Origin of the sequence: Microbacterium sp. (genome assembly GCF_029263575.1) — a bacterium.
In the GTDB taxonomy this organism is placed as follows: domain Bacteria; phylum Actinomycetota; class Actinomycetes; order Actinomycetales; family Microbacteriaceae; genus Microbacterium.
This window is the reverse complement of record NZ_JAJUFV010000047.1, coordinates 1-19265: the sequence shown is the minus strand read 5'-3', so window position 1 is coordinate 19265 and position 19265 is coordinate 1. Positions and strand designations below refer to the sequence as shown.

Genomic DNA, 19265 nt, shown 5'->3' with positions numbered 1-19265 from the left:
TTGTTTTTAAAACCGCTCGTTGTCTTCTTTTTGTTCACCCCCCTTTTTTTGCCTTTGGGGGGGGGGCCCTACTTTCGGGCCCACCCCCCCGCTTCACTATTTTGAAGCGGCCCCGCTCAGCCCACGAACGCCCAGTACAGCGCACCGGCGTAGGCGAGGGCCGTGACAGAGGTCAGCGCGAGGGCGACGACGAGTTCGCGCGGCTGCCGATACATCCAGACGATGACCAGCGCCGGAAGCGCGGCCAGCAGCGCCATAAGCGACAGCCACGCGATCGGATACAGCAGGGCGATCAGCGCCGACAGCACGAACGGCACCACGATGAACACGGTGTAGAGGATCTGCGTGGCGCGCTTTCCGATGAGCACGGTGAGCGTTCTCTTGCCCACGGCACGATCTTGCTCGATGTCACGCAGGTTGTTGGCCAGCAGCACACCGCAGGCGAACAGGCCCGCAGCCACCGCGCCCAACCATGCCTCCTGCGGCAGGGAGAAAGCCTGCACCCACGTCGTTCCGAGTGTCGCGACGAGCCCGAAGAAGACGAAGACGAAGACCTCGCCCAGGCCGAAGTAGCCGTACGGACGCTTGCCGCCCGTGTAGAACCAAGCGGCGATGATGCAGACAGCTCCGACCGCCAGCATCCACCACTGGCCGGTGCGAATGACGATCGCGAGCCCCACGAGCGCGGCGAGCGCGAAGAAACTCAGTCCCGTGAACAGCACCGTGCGCGCATTCACCTGGCCCGACGCCGTCAGCCGGGCAGGGCCCACACGCTGCGCGTCGGTTCCGCGGATGCCGTCACTGTAGTCGTTCGTGAAATTCACGCCGATCTGCAGCAACACCGACACCGCCAGGCACGCCAGGGCGATCACCCAGTGCAGTTCGCGATCGACCAGCTGCGCGGCCCCGGTGCCGATCACGACGGGGGCTATCGCGAGCGGCAGCGTCCGCAGTCGCGCGGCGCCGATCCAGTCACGCGCGGTCACCGGCGGCGCCTCGACGATCGGCTTGCGCGCCGGATTGCCACTCGTGCGCTGGGGCTTCTTGCGGGATGCGCTGCGTTTCGATGATGCTGCCACGGTGAGGAATCATAGCGGCGCTGCCTATGCGCCGGTTGCCGGTCCGGCTCACCCGGGTGGCATCAACCCGCCCACACCCCGCGCGTAACTCAGCAACATCCGGCCGGGCAGGGCGGGATCCGGTCCGCTCGCCCCAGAATGCGGGCAGTTTTGCGGAGTTGTGCGCCGCCGCCCACCGCAGGTCTCTAGGGCTCGATGGGCCGATTCTCGTAATAGGTCTGCAGCACGACGGTGGTGTGCGTGCTCACGTTCGCTGTGAGGCGGATGCCGTTCACCAGTTCTTCCAGAGCCCGCGGCGACGCGACGCGGACGAACAGCATGTAGCTGGCGTTGCCAGCGATCGAGTGGCACGCTTCGATCTCGCTGATGTGCTCGAGGAGCTCGGGCGCGTTGTCGGGCTGTGCGGGGTCGAGCGGAGTGAGCTCGATGAACGCCGCCAGGGGCTTGCCCAGCGCCTCGGCATCGAGAATCGGACGATACCCCGAAATAACGCCTCGCGACTCGAGCCGGCGCAGCCGCGACTGCACGGCGGACGTCGACAGCCCCACAGCCTCCGACAGCTGCGCGAGCGTGGCACGCGCGTCCTGCGAGATCTCAGCAATGATCTGACGGTCGACAGCATCTTCCATGAGTGGAATAATATCGGCATATTCACTCATGTGCCGGATATTTTCCGGCTAGTCGCTCATCGGAGGTTTCGATGTCCACTCCTCTTCAAAACGCTGGCATCATCGGCAAGCCCGAGGTCGTCGAAGACGCAGCCTTCGCCGAGACGAGCGACGCATGGCGAATACTGAAAGCCTCAGCCATTGCTCTTCAGCAGCTGCAGGTGAAGGACGGGTCGATTCCCGACGGCGCTGACGCCTCGACGTCGTCAGGCGCCGAAGCTCGCCAGCACGTCGCCGCGATCACCGCCGGCATCCGTGCGCTCGCCCCGGCCTTCCCACACGATGCCGCATACCTCGACGCATCCGTTCGCGACTTCGAACGCTGGGCGTCCGAGGGATTCGGCGTGCCAGATTTCCTCGATTCGCTCGTGGCTTTTCAGCCCCAGCAGCACCGTGTCGACGGCATCCGTCATCTCGTCGTGTTCCCGATGTACACCCAGAACGGCTCGTCCAACCGACTGATCGAAGCGCTCATCGTCGAGGCGATCTGGCCCGAGTTCATCGCCGAACTCGAAGCCGGCGACTACGGCAACAAGCTGTTCGTCTCGCTGCGCCTGATCGATTTCACACCCGGCTACGATACGAACTCGGCCGTGCTGTTTCCCGAGACGGTGGCGATGCGTGAGATTCCGCCGTTCACGTGGGGCGCGATCTTCCAAGATCGTGAGGCCGCCCGGTACCGACGCGTGGTGCGCGCGGCATCCGAGATCACGAAGCTCGAGCTTCCCGAACCGGCGGCGCGCATGCTCAACGATCAGGACCTCACCGAGAAGACGTTCGTGATGTGGGATATCATCCACGACCGCACGCATATGCGCGGCGACCTGCCGTTCGACCCCTTCATGATCAAGCAGCGGATGCCGTACTTCCTGTACTCGCTCGAAGAGCTGCGGTGCGATCTGATGGCGTTCCGCGAATCCGTTGCGATCGAGAAGCGCCTCGGCGCGGCGGATGCGCTCTCGGATGCCGAGCAGCAGATGCTCGGGCACGCCGAGCTCGTGCAGTACGCGGTGATCTTCGACCGGATCTTCCGCTTCGCGATCACCGGGTCTCGCGTGCGCAATTACGACGGACTCGGCGGGCAACTGCTGTTCGCGTGGCTGCACCAGCGCGGCGTGCTGCACTGGACCGACACGCAGCTCTCGTTCGACTGGGAGAGCGTGCCGGAGGCCGTGATCGCGCTCAGCGACGCGGTGAACGATCTGTACTGGCGCTCGATCGACCGGCCGAAGAAGGCGCATTGGTTGGCCGCCTACGAACTCATCAGTTCGGTGCTGACGCCGAACCCGGCATCGGCATGGGCACGGGGGCTGCCTGATGAGGTGCTCGCCGGCCTGCCCCGCGGATACACGGACGCTGTGCTCGACGACGAGTTTCCGCTGTCGATGTTCTTCGAGGCGCTGGAGAAGAAGATGCGGCCGGTGATCGAGTCGACCTCCGGGATCCGAGGGACTGATGACTGAGGTGGCGACGGAGCCGAGCGGGCGGACCGATCTGCGGAGCATGTTCCGCATGTCGGACGTTTCTGGCCGATTCCTCCGCAGATCGGGACATCGTCCGCAGATCGTGCGCGTCGAGGTGGGCAGATGAACGCGTCTGAGCGGGTCATCGTGCTCGCCGGGGGTACGAGCGCGGCCGGGGTTGCGGTCACACGGGCGCTGGTGGGGGTCGGCGCTCGCGTGATCGCGACTGGTCGATCAGCGTCCGGGATCGCCGCCGTGCGGAATGCCGGCGCCGAGGGGCACGTCGCCGATGCGACATCGCTCGCCGATATGCAGAGACTCGCTGAGGAATCGGGTGCCGTCGACGGCGTGATTCCTCTCGTCGGCGGCTGGCGCGGTGGCGGCGGGCTCGCGGGTCAATCTGACGATGACTTCGCGGCGCTCTTGCCCGCGCTCGAGGCTGTGCGGGCCACCTCGCGCGCGTTCGACGCGCATCTTCAGGCGTCGGATGCCGGACGCTTCGCGATCGTGTCATCCACGGCGGTCGCGCGGCCGCTGGCGGGCGGAGCAAACTATGCTGCGGTGAAGGCGGCCAGTGAAGCATGGACTCGCTCTGTCGCGCATGGTTTCACGAAGTCGGCTCGGGACGCCGGGGAGCCGCTGCGCGCAGCATCCGTCATCTTCCGCGCGAAAGCGCTCGATCCGGAATCGCTCGCAACCGCAATCGTCGGGCTGTGGGATCACTCTGCGGAAGAACTCAACGACAGCATCATCGACCTGGACTGAGCACGCTCACAAGTAGGCTTGATCGGTGACTACTCTGCATGACCCACAGGTCCGAGGATTCGCGTCGGACAACTACTCCGGCATCCACCCCGACGTGCTCGCGGCGATCGCCGCAGCCAACGGCGGTCACCAGATCGCCTACGGCGGCGACGAGTACACCGATCGCCTCCACGAGGTCTTCACGCAGCATTTCGGCGACGGCATCCAGGTTTTCCCCGTCTTCAACGGCACAGGAGCGAACGTCGTCGGCCTGCAGTCGATGCTGCCGCGCTGGGGCGCTGTGATCACGGCATCCACCGCTCATATCAATGTCGACGAAGGCGGAGCTCCGGAGCGCATCGGCGGCATCAAGCTACTCACCGTGCCGACCGAAGACGGCAAGCTCACCCCTGAACTGGTCGACCGCGAAGCCTGGGGCTGGGGAGACGAGCACCGCGCGCAGCCGCTGGTCGTGTCGATCACACAGTCGACTGAGCTCGGCACGCTCTACACGGTGGAGGAGATCCGCGCCCTGGCTGATCGTGCGCACGAGCGCGGGATGCGCCTGCACATGGACGGCGCCCGCATCGCCAACGCGGCTGCCGCGCTCGACGTCCCGGTTCGCGATTTCACCCGCAACGCCGGTGTCGACGTGTTGAGTTTCGGCGGCACCAAGAACGGCGCGATGCTCGGCGAGGCGATCGTGGTGCTGAACCCCGAGGCATCCGATGGCCTGATCTACGGGCGCAAATACAACATGCAGCTCGCATCGAAGATGCGATTCATCTCGGCGCAGCTCATCGCGCTGCTGGACGGCGACCTGTGGCTGCGCAACGCGCGGCACGCGAACGCCATGGCTGCTCGGCTGCGCGCTGGCGTCGAATCGGGGCTCGCGGACGGCTCGATCCTCGGCGTGGAGTTCACCCAGCCGACGCAGTCGAACGGGCTCTTCGCGGTGCTGCCCGAAGGTGTGGCCGACCGACTGCGCGAGTCGTTCCGTTTCTATGACTGGGATGCCGCGCGGCGTGAGGTGCGCTGGATGTGCAGCTTCGACACTGAGGAAGCGGACGTCGACGCGTTCATCGCCGAGCTCGCGCGCCTGACGACCGCGTGAAGTACCGTCGTTCATCGGCGACGGCATGAGCGGATGCTACGGCAACACGCCGAGGCTGGCGAGAGCCTGGCGGATGAGCGTGCCGCGGCCGCCTTCCATCTCGGCGGAGACCGCATCGGATGCCGCGGCTTCTGGTGAGAACCACGTCACCTCAAGGGCGTCCTGCCGCGGCTCGCACGTTCCCGTCACGGGCACGACGTAGGCAAGTGACACGGCGTGCTGGCGTTCATCGTGAAACGCGCTCACCCCGGGAATCGGGAAATACTCAGCCACTGTGAACGGCGTCGGCTGAGGCGGCAGCAGCGGAAATGCCATCGGCCCGAGGTCGTTCTCGACGTGGCGAAAGAGCGCGTCGCGCACCGTCTCGCCGAAGCGCACCCGTCCTGAGACGATCGTGCGTGTCATCTCCCCCATCGGCGTCGATCGCAGCAGCATGCCGATCTCGGTCACCTGGCCGACGCCGTCAGTGCGCACCGGGATGGCCTCGACGTAGAGCATCGGCAGCCGTCGCCGAGCATCCGCGAGTTCGAACTCAGTCAACCACCCGGGGTTGCTCGCGTCAGCGGCTGCTTCGTCGAACCGCGCGAGATCGTCGCCGGAGTCGTCGGGATCAGGATCGGGTGTGCGCACCGTCATGACTCTTTTCTACCAGTGTCCGTGTCCGCTGGCAGGATGGCAGGTGTGAGCAAATCCTTGATGATCGATGCCGCTGCCACTCGCTGGGCCCCCGAGAACCGTGCTGATCTCCCCCTCGTGGTCCTCCTGCACGGCTACGGCGCCGATGAGCACGATCTCTTCGGCCTCGCCTCATATCTCCCCGCCGGCATCGCGGTCGCCGCGGTGGCCGCACCGCTGAGTCCGCCGTGGCCGATGCCGGGCCGATCGTGGTATCCGCTCGATGGTCCAGATGGTCGCCACGGAGGCGCGGTCACGGCGGCCGCGCACGCGCTTCTCGATTGGTTGGATACCGCGGCAGCCGAAGCCCCGAAAATCGCGCTGCTCGGCTTTTCACAGGGCGCCGCCGTCTCGTTGCAGGCCCTGCGGCTGCAGCCCGAACGCTTCGGCGCGGTCGTGGCGCTCAGCGGTTACGCGTCGCCCGATGCGCTGCCCGATGACGAATCGCTGCGCGAGCTGCGGCCGCGCGTGTTCTGGGGGCGTGGCACCAACGACGATGTGATTCCGGCGCCACTGATCGATCACACCGCGCAGTGGCTGCCCGACCACAGCGATCTGACCGGGCGCGTCTATCCCGGCCTCACCCACAGCATCTCTGAAGAGGAGCTGGGCGATGTGCGAGTGTTCCTCCAGAAGTGGCTGGACGACTCAGCCGCCTGAGGCGGGTCTGTCCTGATCCGTCGGGTCCCCCTCTGGCGGCGGGACGCCCCTGTCCGTCCGGCGCGGACGCCGACGCGCCATACCGAAGACGATGGCGAACACCACTCCGATCGCCACACCGATGGCGACGCCCAGCGCCATGTTGTCCAGCGCCGAGCCCATCGCGACACCGACACCGATGCCGATCGCGATACCCGCACCCCAGCTCAATCGCTGGCGCATCTCACCGCTGCTCATCTGATCATCAGCCATGATTTCACGCTACGCACCCCGGCATGTCGCGGCATCCCCCGCAGGGCGGATATCTTCGACACGCCCGGGGTTGCGCGCAGGCGACACGCCCGGGTATCGTCTGAGAGTCCTGTCCGCCGTGTGAGGAAGTCCATTGTTCTGAGTCGTCGCATCCGCGCTTTCCCATTCGCGCGCTGAACCGACGACTGCCGACTCACCCGGCCAGCACCTCTCTGCATTCTCAGCCCTCAGCTCTCAGCTCTCAGCGAAGCAGAGTCATCTCGGCGTCAGCGCATCCGCACACCCCGGAGATGCTCATGCACACACCGCACACCCATGCATCGGTCACGCTCGACCGACTCACTTTCGCCTGGGCCGCCGGCCAGATCGCTCTCGACTCGGTCAGCGGATCATTCGGCACCGCCCGCACCGGCCTCGTCGGCCGCAACGGCTCAGGCAAGTCAACGCTGCTGCGCCTGATCGCCGACGAGCTCGCCCCCACGTCGGGGGCGATCACGACCACCGGCGACGTGGCCTACCTGCCACAGCGACTGACGCTCGACACCGACCGCCGCGTGGCGGACCTTCTCGGCATCGCCGAGCCACTCGAAGCCGTCCGTGCGATAGCGAACGGCGACGTCGACCCAGCGCACTTCGACGCCGTCGGTGACGACTGGGATATCGAGGCGCGGGCGGTTGTCGCCCTGGCCGAGGCAGGCCTGCACCCGTCGTTCCTCGACCGAAAGGTCGGCCAGTTGTCGGGTGGTGAGGCAGTACTCGTCGCGATCGCCGGCATCCGACTGCGACGAGCGCCGATCACCCTGCTCGACGAGCCGACCAACAACCTCGATCGCGTTGCGCGCGCAAAGCTCGCCGCGATGGTGCGCACGTGGAAAGGCGCACTCATCGTCGTCAGTCACGATGTGTCGCTGCTCGAGCTGATGGATGCCACCGCCGAGCTCTATGCGCACGAGCTCAGCGTGTTCGGTGGCCCGTACTCCGAGTGGCGTGCGTGGCTCGATACCGAGCAGAACGCCGCCCGCCAGGCCGAGCGAGACGCCAAGCAGACGCTCAAGAAGGAGAAGCGGCAGCGGATCGAGGCCGAGTCGAAGCTCGCGACGCGCTCACGCGTCGCCGACAAGGCGTTTGCTGAGAAACGCGTCCCCAAAATCATCGCGAACGGCAGGAAGATGGCCGCGCAGGTGTCGGCCGGAAAGCTGCGCACCGAGGTCGCCGAGAAGGAATCAGACGCGCGCAGCGCACTCGACGCGGCGGGCCGACGCGTGCGCGGAGATGCCACGATGAAGATCGAGCTGCCCGACCCCGACGTCGCCCGCAGCCGCCGCATCGCGACGATCGGCGGCAACGAGCGCTCGTGGGTGATCCAGGGGCCCGAGCGGGTCGCGCTCATCGGACCGAACGGCGCTGGCAAGACGACTCTGTTGCAGCGTCTGGTGACCTCGGCCGGTCACAACTCCGCAAAATCCGAGCATTCTGGGCCCGAATCGGCCGATCAAGCCGATTCGGCCGGTCCCTTGCTGAGTTATGCACCGACGGCTGCGCCGACACCGGCACCGACGGCTGCCGCGCACACCGACCGCGTCGGCTACCTGCCACAGCGGATCGACGGGCTTGATGAGTCGCGCTCGGTCATCGAGAACGTGGCGCTTGCCGCGCCGGCGATCCCCGAGAAAGAGCTGCGCAATCGACTGGCGCGTTTTCTCATCCGTGGTGACACGGTCGATCGTCCCGTCGACACGCTGTCTGGCGGCGAACGCTTCCGTGTTGCACTGGCACGGATGCTGCTGACAGACCCAGCGCCGCACCTGGTGGTGCTGGACGAGCCGACGAACAACCTCGATCTCGACACGATCGATCAGCTCGTCGCTGCGCTCCAGGCGTACCGCGGCGCTGTGCTGGTCGTCAGCCACGACGACGCGTTCCTCGACCGGCTCGATCTCGATCTCACCCTCGAGATCGACAACGACGGGGTGGTGCGGCAGCACGGGTAGCGAACGCCGGATGCCGCGGGGTATAGCCGTCGTGGTAACCGGCTACTTCGCGCGGCTCGAGCGCATCGCCCTGGTGTGTGCGAGCGTGGGGTCGGCCGCGAGCGCTGCGTACTGTTCAGAATCGCGCGGCACCAGGGCGACCCGCCCCTCGGCGTCGTGATGTGTGCCCCAGCCGTAGCGCTTGCCGAGGGGAGATGAGCGCAGACACGGCTGCCCCTTCGAGAAGAACTCAGCCCGCGCAGCGGCGTCGCCCGGGTCGATGCCCTTGCGCAGCGCGTGCGTCTCGAAGATAACGTCGTCAGAGGTACGACCGTAGGGTCTCTCGGCGATCAATCGATAGTGCAGCGCGGCGATCGACAGATTCTCAGCGATCGGTGGCTCGGCGCCGTGATCGATGGGACAGTCCTCTGACACCTCGATGAAGGTGCCCTGGTAGTTCGCGGTGTGCTCAGCCATGACACCACCATCCACCCGGGCACCGACATTGTCGAGAGCGCGATCGGATTCATTCACCTGTTTCTCTGGTCGCGGTCAGGTCTCTCCGGCAGTATCGAGGAATGAATCAGCTCATCCGCCGCAAACAGGGCCGTATCATCGCCGGAGTCTGCCGCGCCATCGCTGAGCGCTTCGGGTGGAACGTCACGCTCGTGCGACTGCTCACGATCCTCGCCGTCCTCTTCGCCGGCCTGTCGCTCTGGGTGTACATCGTGCTCTGGATCCTCATCCCCAAGGAGTGATGCTGGGCCCCGCGCCCAATGTCGGTCGCAGGGTCGATGATGGAGACGTGCCCGATGTGCTCGACCGTTTCACCCCCGCAACCCAGGATTGGTTCCGCGGGGCGTTCGCGGCGCCCACCGAAGCGCAGGCGGGCGCGTGGGAGGCGATATCGGCCGGCAAGCACGCTCTGGTCGTCGCGCCGACCGGCTCGGGCAAGACGCTGTCAGCATTCCTGTGGGCGATCGACAGCGTCTTCCGCGAGAAGACCGAGATGCCGGATGCGGCGGGCACCCGCATCCTCTACATCTCTCCGCTCAAGGCGCTGGGCGTCGACGTCGAGCGGAACCTCCGCTCGCCGCTGGTCGGCATCGGCCAGTCCGCCCGGCGTCTCGGCATCCACGCTCCCGGCGTCACGGTCGGCGTGCGCTCCGGTGACACCACCTCGAGCGATCGGCGCAAACTCGTCGCGAACCCGCCCGACATACTCATCACGACGCCCGAGTCGCTGTATCTGATGCTCACCAGCCGCGCGGGCGAGACGCTGCGCGATGTGCACACCGTCATCATCGACGAGGTGCACGCCGTCGCCGCCACCAAACGCGGCGCGCACCTCGCTGTGAGTCTGGAACGTCTCGACGCTCTGCGGCGCGCGGCAGGCACGGATGCGCCGGCGCAGCGCATCGGGCTGTCAGCGACCGTCCGACCCATCGACGAGGTGGCCCGTTTCCTCGGCGGTTCGGCGCCCGTCGAAATCGTCGCCCCGAAAGCGTCGAAGACGTTCGAGCTGTCGGTGTCGGTGCCGATGGACGACATGACCAATCCTCCTCCGCCGCCGGGTGTTCCGGCCCCTTCGACAGGCTCAGGGATCGGGTCGGAAGCCGGCACTTCGACAGGCTCGGTGACCGCCGAGGTGACAGGATCTGTGTGGCCGCATGTCGAAGAAGCGATCGTCGACCGGATTCTCGAGAACAAGTCGACCATCGTGTTCTCCAACTCGCGGCGCCTCGCCGAGCGGCTGACCGGGCGCCTGAATGAGATCTACTCGGAGCGCATCGGCGTGCCCGCGCCCGAACCGACGGCATCGCCTGCCGCGATGATTGCTCAGGGCGGCTCCACGGCAGGCGCCGATCCGGTCCTCGCGAAAGCGCACCACGGCTCGGTGTCGAAAGAACAGCGTGCCCTCGTCGAAGAAGAACTGAAATCGGGCATCCTGCGGTGCGTCGTCGCCACGAGCAGCCTCGAGCTCGGCATCGACATGGGCGCGGTCGACCTCGTCATTCAGGTCGAGGCGCCTCCGTCGGCGGCATCCGGCCTGCAACGCGTCGGGCGGGCCGGCCACCAGGTCGGCGAAGTCAGTCGCGCAGCCCTCTTCCCGAAGCATCGCGGTGATGTGCTGCACACCGCGATCGTCACCGAGCGGATGCTGGCTGGCAAGATCGAGGCGATCACCGTGCCGCGCAACCCGCTCGATATCCTCGCTCAGCAGACGGTTGCGTCCTGTGCGATCGACGCGATCAGCGTCGAGGAATGGTTCGAGACCGTACGCCGCTCGGCGCCCTTCCAGTCTCTTCCGCGTTCGGCCTTCGAAGCGACACTCGACCTGCTCGCCGGGCGCTTTCCCTCCGACGAGTTCGCTGAGCTGCGCCCGCGGCTCGTCTGGGACCGCGACGCCGGCACTCTCACCGGCCGTCCCGGCGCCCAGCGCATCGCCGTCACCAGCGGCGGCACGATCCCCGATCGCGGTCTGTTCGGCGTATTCGTCGCCGGCGAAGGCGCGGGGCGACGAGTCGGCGAGCTCGATGAAGAAATGGTCTACGAATCCCGCGTCGGCGACGTCTTCACTCTCGGCACCACCAGCTGGCGCATCGCCGAGATCACCCACGATCGAGTGAATGTCATCCCGGCGTTCGGGCAACCCGGACGCGTACCGTTCTGGCACGGCGACGGCATCGGCCGCCCATACGAGCTCGGTGAGGCGCTCGGAGCGTTTTCCCGCGAGGTGGATGCCGCACCCGCCGCGAAGGCCGCCCAACGCCTGATCGACGCGGGGCTTGACGAGCGGGCGCGCGCGAACCTGATCGCCCATCTGAAAGAACAGCGTGAGGCGACCGGAACGCTCCCCACCGACCGCAACCTCACCGTCGAGCGCGGCCGCGACGAAGTCGGCGACTGGCGCGTCATCCTGCATTCCCCCTACGGAATGAAGGTGCATGCGCCGTGGGCGTTGGCGATAGGCGCTCGCATCCGTGAACGTCTCGGCGTCGACGGCTCGGCTGTGGCCAGCGACGACGGCATCATCGTGCGGGTTCCGGATGCCGATGCCGAACCGCCCGGTGCAGAGCTGTTCGCGTTCGAAGCGGATGAGCTCGAGCAGATCGTCACCGCCGAGGTCGGCGGATCAGCGCTGTTCGCCTCGCGATTCCGTGAATGCGCAGCCCGGGCACTGCTCATGCCCCGCATGAATCCGAACAAGCGCACACCGCTGTGGCAGCAGCGGCAGCGCTCAGCGCAGCTGCTCGAGGTGGCGCGCCGGCATCCGACCTTCCCGGTGATTCTCGAGGCACTCCGTGAGGTGCTGCAAGACGTCTACGACCTGCCTTCGCTGCGCCGGCTCACCACAGCGATCGCCGAACGGAAGGTACGACTCGTCGAGACCGAGCCTGCGCAGCCGTCACCGTACGCGCGCGACCTGCTCTTCGGCTACGTCGGCGCGTTCATGTACGAGGGCGACTCACCGCTGGCCGAACGTCGTGCAGCCGCGCTCTCGGTCGACCCGGCGCTGCTCGGCGAACTCCTCGGCACGGTCGAGATGCGCGAACTGCTCGACCCCGACGTGATCGCGCAGTTCGAACGCGAAGTGCAGAGGCTCGATCCGGGTCGGCGGGCGCGCGGCATCGAGGGCGTCGCCGACCTGCTGCGCACGCTCGGACCGATGGATGCCGCGGAAGTCGCCGAGAGATTGGAGGCTTCCGACGCATCGGACACTTCGACAGGCTCAGCGACCGGAACAGGGGTCCCGACAGGCGCCGCGCGTGATCATCTCGACGCTCTCATCGCCGCGCGGCGCGCGATTTCCGTCACGATCGCAGGCACCGGGCGGGTCGCCGCCATCGAAGACGCCGGGCGTCTGCGCGACGCACTCGGCGCGGCGCTTCCCACCGGCATCCCTGTGGCGTTCCTCGAACCCGTCGCCGACCCGCTCGGCGATCTCATCTCGCGCCACGCCCGTACGCATGGCCCGTTCACGACGGATGCCGTCGCCACCCGATTCGGGCTCGGAGCAGCCGTCGCACGCAACACCCTGCAACGACTCGAACAGGCCGGACGCATCACAAGCGGCTACTTCCTCCCCGATGCCGCGGGAAGCGCCGAAGAAAACGAATGGTGCGACACCGAGGTTCTGCGACGTCTGCGGATGCGGTCACTCGCGGCGATCCGCGGCAGCGTCGAACCCGTCGCGCCCGAAGCCTATGCGCGGTTCCTGCCGGACTGGCAGCATCTGACCCGTCCGCTCGAGGGCGTCGACGGCGTGCTCGCCGTGGTCGAACAACTCGCCGGCGTGCCCATCCCCGCGAGCGCCTGGGAATCTCTCGTCCTGCCCTCACGTGTGCGCGACTACTCGCCAGCCCTGCTGGACGAGCTCACCTCGAGCGGCGAGGTCGTCTGGGCAGGACACGGCACCCTCCCCGGTCGTGACGGTTGGGTGTCGTTGCATCCGGCTGATCTGGCCCCGTTCACGCTGCCGATCCCTGACGCTTCGACAGGCTCAGCGATCGACGGACGGAACGCCGAGAACTCTCCGGACTCGCTCGAAAACGCGCTGCTCGACGCACTCGGCCGCGGCGGCGCCTACTTCGCAGCGCAGCTGAAGCTCATGGTCGGAGCCGAGAACGAACAGTCCGTTCTCGAGGCGCTGTGGAATCTCACCTGGTCAGCCCAGGTCACGAACGACACCTTCGCGCCGGTGCGCACGCTGCTCGCCGGCGGCTCGCAAGCGCACAAGTCGGTGCGGCGCGCGCCTCGCACACGCACGTTCCGCGGCGTCTCGTTCTCGAGTCAGCAGGCGCCGCGGCCTCCCGCGACGGGCGGTCGGTGGTCGCTGCTGCCCAGCGGTGAAAGCGCGGGCGCAACAGCACAGGCGGATGCCGCACGACGAGCGACCGTCTCTGCAGGACTGTTGCTCGACCGCTATGGGGTGGTGACGCGCGGGGCCGTGCAGTCCGAAGGAACGCCGGGCGGCTTCGCCCAGGCGTATCGCATCCTCGCCGGGTTCGAAGAGGCCGGTCACTGCCGCCGCGGTTACGTCATCGAGAAGCTCGGCGCAGCGCAATTCGCGGCATCCACGACCGTCGACCGGCTGCGCACCTTCGCCAACCTCGTCGACCCGGCTCCTCGGCGGGCAATCACACTGGCCGCAACCGACCCGGCCAACCCCTATGGCGCAGCACTGGCCTGGCCACGGCGCGAAGGCGTCTCGCACCGCCCGGGCCGCAAGGCGGGCGGACTCATCGTCCTCGTCGACGGCGCACTCGTGCTGTATCTCGAACGTGGCGGACGAACCGTGCTCGCGTTCGACGACGATCCCGAGCTGCTGCGGGCCGCGGCATCCGATCTCGTCGCGACCTCGCGCGCGCGACGCCTCGACACCCTCACCGTCGAGAAGATCAACGGCGAGCCGATCTACCGCACGCCGTTCGCGATCGCCCTGCAAGAAGCCGGCTTCGTGGCGACGCCACGCGGCTTCGCCCTGCGCAAAGCGCTCTGAGCGCATTCACTCCTCGCGATGCTTCTGCACCGCGTCACGCAGCGGAGACGACTGCCCCAGCAACTCGAACAGCCGGTCGACGCCGATCAGGGCGATGCCCTCCGCGCTCCCCAGCACCAGCAGCTTCTGCCCGGCCTCAATGCCGTGCTCGCGCCGTGCGCGAGCCGGAATCACCACCTGGCCGCGCTCACCCACCGTCACCGCGCCGTAGAAGACGCGCCCGTCGGGACCGTAGATCGGAGCATCCGCACTTTCCTCTGCCATTTTCCGATCATATCGGTATGAAATACATGTTATACATGAAGAATGTTTCCCTCTTGGCTCATCAGCCGCCGGGTGCGCGCCCGCGGCTACGTCGAGAAGTCCCACACTCTCCGCAGCGGAACGCGCCTGGCCTACGCCGAGGGCCCACAGAACGGCCCGGCTCTCCTGCTGCTGCATGCGCAGAGCTCCGCCTGGCGAAACTACGGCACCGTGCTGCCCGCGCTGGCCACCGACTACCACGTGTTCGCGATCGATATCGTGGGCCACGGTGATTCCGACCGCACGCCCGATGCCTATGACGTGCACATCCAGGTCCGCGACGTCATCGACTTCATCGAGACGGTGATCGGCGGGCCCGTGCTGCTCTCGGGCCACTCCTCGGGCGGCCTCATCGCAGCCGGCACGGCCGCGACGGCGGGGCACCTGGTCCGTGCGCTGCTGCTCGAAGATCCGCCGCTGTTCTCCACCGACCCCGAGCGCACCCCGACCACATTCAACTACGTCGATCTCGCCACCCCGGCGCACGATTGCCTGCAGTCCGACGAGCGCGACTTCGCGGCATATTACATGGCGCACAACGCGTGGCTGCGATACTTCGGCAAGGCGCGCGAGAAGATCGCCGCGTCCGCCCGCAAGCGGCGGCTGAGACACCCTCACCGACCGCTGCGGCTGTGGTTCTTCCCTCCGAGCGTGAACGAGACCATCGCGTACATGCACCAGTTCGACCCGCGCTTCGCCGATGCGTTCTACACCTTCGACTGGCAGCGTGGCTTCGACCAGTCCGCGACACTGCGGCAGATCACCTCGCCGACGATCCTCATCCATGCGAACTGGCGGATCACCGACGACGGAGTCCTCGAAGGCGCCATGACCGACGACGACGCAGCGCGCGCACTGGCTGACCTGCCGGACGCCCGTCTCGAGCGCGTCGACACCGGGCACGGCTTCCACATCGCCCGGCCACGCCACTTCATCCGGCTGATCGATGAGATCGCAGCATCCGCCGACGCGATATCTCCGCAGCGATGACCACCTGATTCCGCATACGCTGGAGAGATGATCCGCGAGTTCTTCGCCGGCGTCGGCACACTCCTGCGCGGCTTCCGTATGTGGCGCTCCCACCCGAAGCTCATGGCCCTCGGGCTCATCCCCGCGTTCATCGCCTGGGCCGTGCTTCTCGCCGCCCTCGTGCCACTCGTGATCTGGCTCGGCCCGCTCACTGACTGGATGACGCCGTTCGCCGACGGCTGGGTCGAACCGTGGCAGACGATCCTGCGCTTCGGCCTCGGCGCAGTGATCGTCGTCGCCGCCCTCGCCCTGTCGGCCTTCGTGTTCACCGCACTCACCCTGACGATCGGCGACCCGTTCTACCAACGCATCTGGAAAGGCGTCGAACGCTCCCTCGGTGAAGAGCCGACCGGTGAGACCGGTTTCTGGTCGACGATCGGCGAGGGAGTCCGACTCGTCATCTTCGGCATTCTCGTCGCGCTGCTCACACTCGTGATCGGCTTCGTCCCCGTCATCGGCGGTGTCGTGGCATCCGTCGTCGGCGTCTTGCTGAGCGGACGCATCCTCGCCCGCGAACTCACCGGCCGGGCATTCGACGCTCGCGGATTGACCGGATACTCGCGCTCCGAATTGCTCGGCGCCAGCCGATCGCGCGTGCTCGGCTTCGGTGTGGCGACACAGCTGTGCTTTCTCGTGCCGTTGGGCGCCGTCGTCACCATGCCCGCCGCCGTCGCCGGCTCGACGCTTCTTGCGCATGACGTCTTACGACGCAGCACAACGAAGCGCGGCGTCGTAGACACGCCGGGATCCGCACCCGCCCCGCCGCCGGCGCATCCTCGTGCCTGAAGGCGATACCGTCTTCCGTACGGCGCGGCACCTCGATCAGGCGCTCGCCGGGCACGAAGTCGCCCGGTTCGACCTGCGCGTTCCGCAGGCCGCGACCGCCGACCTCACCGGTCAGACCGTGCACAGCTGCACAGCTCGCGGCAAACACCTGCTGCTGCGCATCGGCGAGTTCACGCTGCATTCCCACCTGCGCATGGATGGCTCCTGGCGCCTGTATCGCCCGGGGCAGCGGTGGCGGCATCCGGCATTCACCGTCCGCGCGATCGTCGGCACCACAGCGCACGAGGCCGTCGGCGTGGACGTCGCCGAGATCGTCCTCGTCCCCACCCGCGACGAGGACCGGATCGTGGGGCATCTGGGCCCTGATCCGCTCGCCGATGACTGGGATGCCGTCGAGGCTGCGCGCCGCGTCGCGGCGGATCAGCGCAGCATCCACGTCGCTCTGCTCGATCAGCGCAACGTCGCCGGATTCGGCAACGAATACGCCGCCGAGCTGCTGTTTCTGCGCGGCATCCTTCCGACCACACCCGCCGCCGATGTCGATACCACCGCGCTGATCTCCCTCGCCGCGCGCACGATCCGCGCGAACCGCGACCGCGCCGACCGCACCTTCACCGGCGTCAACCGCGCCGGGAGCACGACCTGGGTCTATGGCCGCGCGAACCGTCCGTGTCGGCGCTGCGGAACCCTCATTCGCCGCGGCGAGCTGGGCGCCGATCCGACGCGTGAACGCGTTACCTTCTGGTGTCCGTCGTGCCAGAGGGACGTTTCCTGAGCCCGTCGAAGGACAGCATCCCATATCGGGAATGAAATCGACCCTGCCGTGGTTGTTGATATATCCGGGAGTCTCCGGACACGGGAGGAATCGTGGGAAAGAACTACATCGACATCGAAGACGACCAGGGCCGAGCGCTGCGCTACCGCAAGCACGTCAACGGCCGCGGGCTCATCGCGCACGGCGCGAAGGTACACCCGAAGGCTGTAATCGAAGCCGGTGCTTATGTTGAACCGGGCGCGCGCGTCGGCGCTGGCGCCACGGTGATCCGCGGGGCGTGGGTCGAACCGGATGCCGTCGTTGGCGAGAACGCCTACATCGACGCGCACGCCCACCTCGGCGAGGGTGCGGCCATCGGCGACGGCGCCCACATCGGCGTCCGTACCGACATCGGCGCCGGGGCCCTCATCGCCCGGGGCGCACGCATCGGCGACGACGAGACCGTCGCCGCGGGGTTGCGCATCGCCACCGACCGCAGGGGCCTCTGGCTCGCCGCCTGATCCGTTAGCGGCTCACCCCCCCTGCGGCTGCCCCGCACGGGCTTCGGCGTCGTCACACTTGTCGGTCCGTTTCACACCTGTCGGCCCGATCGGCCGTTCTGGGCCGACAGGTGTGATCTGAGCAGACAAGTGTCCCGGGAAAGCCGCGACCTACTTGAGCGCGCGACGAATCAGGATCGACGCGCCCTCCACCACCACCACCATCGCGATGATCACGAGCACGTAGGCCAGCACCTCGTCGAAGTGACGACCCTGCAGGGCGTTGAGTAGTAGGAACCCGATGCCGCCGGCGCCGACGATGCCGAGCAGCGTCGCCGAGCGGATGTTCTGCTCGAGCAGGTACATCAGGTGGCTGACCATCGCCGGCACCGACATCGGCATCGTGGATGAGAAGAACACCTGCGTCCGGGTGCTGCCGCCGGCCGCGAGCGCACGCTCGGGCCCGTTCGGCACCTCTTCCATCGAGTCTCCGATGAGCTTGGCGAGCAGCCCGACACCGCCGATGCCGAGTGCGAGCGCACCCGCCTGCGGACCGATGCCGGCCGCGATGATGAACAGGATCGCGATCACCAGGTCGGGGATCGCGCGGATCACCAGCGCGACCCCGCGAAAGCAGTTGCGCACCCAGCTGTTGGGCGCCACGTTGCGGGCAGACAGGGGTCCGACCACAGCCGAGATGATCGCCCCCATGAGCGTCGCCGCGAACGCGATCTGGATGGTCGTCACGACCGCGCCGAGCACGTCACCCCAGTCACGGCTGCCGAAGTGCGGCGGCCAGATCGCGCGGTCCCGCGCCGGGTCGACGATCTCGTTCCAGGCGGGCGTGAAGATCTTCGTCACGTCGGGCGCGGTGTAGATGAACGACGCGACGACGACGAGCACACCGAGCCAGATCCACAGGGTGTTGCTGACGCGATTGTGGTCCCAGGGGCGGTGCATGGCCGCCTCGATGCGCGTATGGCGGTCGTGTGTCTTGATGGCGGCGGTGTCCATACCTGCTGTGCTCGTGCCGGAAGCGGATGCCTTGTTTCCGGCGACCGCACGCGCAACCGTGTCGCCCAGCGCCTTGCCGGTCGGCTGCACGCCGAGAAGACGGGTGCGAAGCAGCGATGAGACGATCTCGAACAGCACGCACAGCACGACGATGATGATCACCCAGGGGATCACGCGACGCATGCCGGCGGGGCCGCCGTGCAGTGCCTCGTCGAGTTCGTAGCCGACACCGATCACGCCGACGACGCCCAGAATGACGGTGCCGCGCAGGTTGATGTCTGCCCGGTGCAGCGCGACCGCGACCCAGGCGGGCAGCACCTGCGGAAACACGCCTGACCAGAACTGCTGAGCGCGCGACCCACCGGCCGAGCGGATCGCCATTCGCGGACCCTCATCGATCTGCTCGATCGCATCAGCGAACATCTTCGAGATCATGCCGACCGAATGCAGGCCGATCGCGACGATGGCCGGAAGCATCCCGGAGTTGAACCAGAGGAAGGCGAGCACCACGACGAAGACGACGTCGGGAATCGCCCGCGCGATGACCCCGATACCGCGGCACAGCGCGAGAACCGAGGCGTGCGGGCTGGTGTTGCGGGCGGCACCGTAAGCGACCGGGACCGAGAGAACAGCGGCGAGCGCGGTTCCCGCGACGACAAGGGTGAGGGTGATGACGATCGTCAGGAACATGTCCCAGATCGGCTCGAAACCGACCCATGTGGTCGTGTAGATCTTGGCACCGCCGGCGCCG

General features: G+C 67.2%; 18 protein-coding genes. 11 read left to right on the top strand and 7 right to left on the bottom strand.

What is annotated here, in order from left to right; all coding sequences use genetic code 11:
* Positions 1–116: 116 nt before the first annotated feature.
* Positions 117–1079 carry a 1,4-dihydroxy-2-naphthoate polyprenyltransferase gene (locus tag Q1J95_RS06880; RefSeq protein WP_300266658.1) on the bottom strand — a complete coding sequence of 321 codons (963 nt, stop codon included), beginning with the start codon at positions 1077–1079 and terminating at the stop codon, positions 117–119.
* A gap of 185 nt (positions 1080–1264) precedes the next feature.
* Positions 1265–1708, bottom strand: coding sequence for a winged helix-turn-helix transcriptional regulator (locus tag Q1J95_RS06875; protein ID WP_300266657.1), 444 nt, complete (start codon positions 1706–1708; stop codon positions 1265–1267).
* 71 nt (positions 1709–1779) lie between these two features.
* Between Q1J95_RS06875 and Q1J95_RS06870 the strand changes: the two genes are divergently transcribed.
* The 3 genes from Q1J95_RS06870 (at position 1780) to Q1J95_RS06860 (ending at position 5068) form a co-directional block, all read left to right on the top strand.
* Positions 1780–3210 carry a DUF6421 family protein gene (locus Q1J95_RS06870; protein WP_300266656.1) on the top strand — a complete coding sequence of 477 codons (1431 nt, stop codon included), beginning with the start codon at positions 1780–1782 and terminating at the stop codon, positions 3208–3210.
* 123 nt (positions 3211–3333) lie between these two features.
* Positions 3334–3975, top strand: a complete 642-nt coding sequence (locus tag Q1J95_RS06865; protein ID WP_300266655.1) for an SDR family oxidoreductase — start codon at positions 3334–3336, stop codon at positions 3973–3975.
* Positions 3976–4000: 25 nt separating this feature from the next.
* Complete coding sequence (locus Q1J95_RS06860; protein ID WP_300266654.1) at positions 4001–5068, top strand: low specificity L-threonine aldolase; 1068 nt, start codon at positions 4001–4003, stop codon at positions 5066–5068.
* A gap of 36 nt (positions 5069–5104) precedes the next feature.
* On the opposite strand, the gene Q1J95_RS06855 is transcribed toward Q1J95_RS06860, so the two are convergent.
* Positions 5105–5704: an NUDIX hydrolase family protein gene (locus Q1J95_RS06855; protein WP_300266652.1), complete on the bottom strand. Its 600-nt coding sequence runs from the start codon at positions 5702–5704 to the stop codon at positions 5105–5107.
* Between the two features lie 36 nt (positions 5705–5740).
* Here Q1J95_RS06855 and Q1J95_RS06850 point away from each other — a divergent pair, with 36 nt between their 5' ends.
* Positions 5741–6403, top strand: coding sequence for an alpha/beta fold hydrolase (locus tag Q1J95_RS06850; RefSeq protein ID WP_300266651.1), 663 nt, complete (start codon positions 5741–5743; stop codon positions 6401–6403).
* Here the strand turns inward: Q1J95_RS06850 and Q1J95_RS06845 are convergent.
* The gene (locus tag Q1J95_RS06845; protein ID WP_300266649.1) at positions 6392–6655 is read right to left on the bottom strand and encodes a hypothetical protein; all 264 of its coding nucleotides are present in this window, start codon (positions 6653–6655) and stop codon (positions 6392–6394) included. The genes Q1J95_RS06850 and Q1J95_RS06845 overlap by 12 nt on opposite strands.
* A gap of 296 nt (positions 6656–6951) precedes the next feature.
* On the opposite strand from Q1J95_RS06845, the gene Q1J95_RS06840 reads away from it, so the two are divergent.
* Positions 6952–8646, top strand: a complete 1695-nt coding sequence (locus Q1J95_RS06840) for an ATP-binding cassette domain-containing protein (RefSeq protein WP_300266648.1) — start codon at positions 6952–6954, stop codon at positions 8644–8646.
* A 42-nt stretch (positions 8647–8688) separates the two neighbouring features.
* On the opposite strand, the gene Q1J95_RS06835 is transcribed toward Q1J95_RS06840, so the two are convergent.
* Entirely contained in the window at positions 8689–9102 is a 414-nt protein-coding gene (locus Q1J95_RS06835) for a DUF6157 family protein (protein ID WP_300266647.1), read from the bottom strand.
* Positions 9103–9203: 101 nt separating this feature from the next.
* Here Q1J95_RS06835 and Q1J95_RS06830 point away from each other — a divergent pair, with 101 nt between their 5' ends.
* Together Q1J95_RS06830 and Q1J95_RS06825 are read left to right on the top strand one after the other, a co-directional pair.
* Positions 9204–9383, top strand: a complete 180-nt coding sequence (locus tag Q1J95_RS06830) for a PspC domain-containing protein (protein ID WP_300266646.1) — start codon at positions 9204–9206, stop codon at positions 9381–9383.
* Positions 9384–9430: 47 nt separating this feature from the next.
* Positions 9431–14128, top strand: a complete 4698-nt coding sequence (locus Q1J95_RS06825) for an ATP-dependent helicase (protein ID WP_300266659.1) — start codon at positions 9431–9433, stop codon at positions 14126–14128.
* A 6-nt stretch (positions 14129–14134) separates the two neighbouring features.
* Here Q1J95_RS06825 and Q1J95_RS06820 read toward each other — a convergent pair whose 3' ends face one another.
* Positions 14135–14392 (bottom strand): AbrB/MazE/SpoVT family DNA-binding domain-containing protein, encoded by a 258-nt coding sequence (locus Q1J95_RS06820; protein ID WP_300266645.1) that lies wholly within the window; start codon positions 14390–14392, stop codon positions 14135–14137.
* 42 nt (positions 14393–14434) lie between these two features.
* On the opposite strand from Q1J95_RS06820, the gene Q1J95_RS06815 reads away from it, so the two are divergent.
* From Q1J95_RS06815 to Q1J95_RS06800, 4 genes are all read left to right on the top strand, one after another.
* Positions 14435–15421, top strand: coding sequence for an alpha/beta hydrolase (locus Q1J95_RS06815; RefSeq protein ID WP_300266644.1), 987 nt, complete (start codon positions 14435–14437; stop codon positions 15419–15421).
* Positions 15422–15448: 27 nt separating this feature from the next.
* On the top strand, positions 15449–16246 hold the full coding sequence (locus Q1J95_RS06810; RefSeq protein ID WP_300266643.1) for an EI24 domain-containing protein: 798 nt from the start codon (positions 15449–15451) through the stop codon (positions 16244–16246).
* On the top strand, positions 16239–17021 hold the full coding sequence (locus Q1J95_RS06805) for a DNA-formamidopyrimidine glycosylase family protein (RefSeq protein ID WP_300266642.1): 783 nt from the start codon (positions 16239–16241) through the stop codon (positions 17019–17021). Before Q1J95_RS06810 ends, Q1J95_RS06805 begins: the two co-directional genes overlap by 8 nt.
* Positions 17022–17113: 92 nt before the next feature.
* Positions 17114–17521: a DapH/DapD/GlmU-related protein gene (locus Q1J95_RS06800; RefSeq protein WP_300266641.1), complete on the top strand. Its 408-nt coding sequence runs from the start codon at positions 17114–17116 to the stop codon at positions 17519–17521.
* 150 nt (positions 17522–17671) lie between these two features.
* Here Q1J95_RS06800 and Q1J95_RS06795 read toward each other — a convergent pair.
* On the bottom strand, positions 17672–19265 hold a 1594-nt coding region (locus Q1J95_RS06795), incomplete at its 5' end, for an ABC transporter permease (protein ID WP_300266639.1).

Excerpts from the sequence above, each read along its gene's own strand:
- Q1J95_RS06875 (WP_300266657.1), bottom strand. The coding sequence starts at position 1,708 with ATGGAAGATGCTGTCGACCGTCAGATCATTGCTGAGATCTCGCAGGAC.
- Q1J95_RS06870 (WP_300266656.1), top strand. The coding sequence starts at position 1,780 with ATGTCCACTCCTCTTCAAAACGCTGGCATCATCGGCAAGCCCGAGGTC.
- Q1J95_RS06865 (WP_300266655.1), top strand. The coding sequence starts at position 3,334 with ATGAACGCGTCTGAGCGGGTCATCGTGCTCGCCGGGGGTACGAGCGCG.
- Q1J95_RS06855 (WP_300266652.1), bottom strand. The coding sequence starts at position 5,704 with ATGACGGTGCGCACACCCGATCCTGATCCCGACGACTCCGGCGACGAT.
- Q1J95_RS06850 (WP_300266651.1), top strand. The coding sequence starts at position 5,741 with ATGGCAGGTGTGAGCAAATCCTTGATGATCGATGCCGCTGCCACTCGC.
- Q1J95_RS06845 (WP_300266649.1), bottom strand. The coding sequence starts at position 6,655 with ATGGCTGATGATCAGATGAGCAGCGGTGAGATGCGCCAGCGATTGAGC.
- Q1J95_RS06840 (WP_300266648.1), top strand. The coding sequence starts at position 6,952 with ATGCACACACCGCACACCCATGCATCGGTCACGCTCGACCGACTCACT.
- Q1J95_RS06835 (WP_300266647.1), bottom strand. The coding sequence starts at position 9,102 with ATGGCTGAGCACACCGCGAACTACCAGGGCACCTTCATCGAGGTGTCA.
- Q1J95_RS06830 (WP_300266646.1), top strand. The coding sequence starts at position 9,204 with ATGAATCAGCTCATCCGCCGCAAACAGGGCCGTATCATCGCCGGAGTC.
- Q1J95_RS06820 (WP_300266645.1), bottom strand. The coding sequence starts at position 14,392 with ATGGCAGAGGAAAGTGCGGATGCTCCGATCTACGGTCCCGACGGGCGC.
- Q1J95_RS06815 (WP_300266644.1), top strand. The coding sequence starts at position 14,435 with ATGTTTCCCTCTTGGCTCATCAGCCGCCGGGTGCGCGCCCGCGGCTAC.
- Q1J95_RS06810 (WP_300266643.1), top strand. The coding sequence starts at position 15,449 with ATGATCCGCGAGTTCTTCGCCGGCGTCGGCACACTCCTGCGCGGCTTC.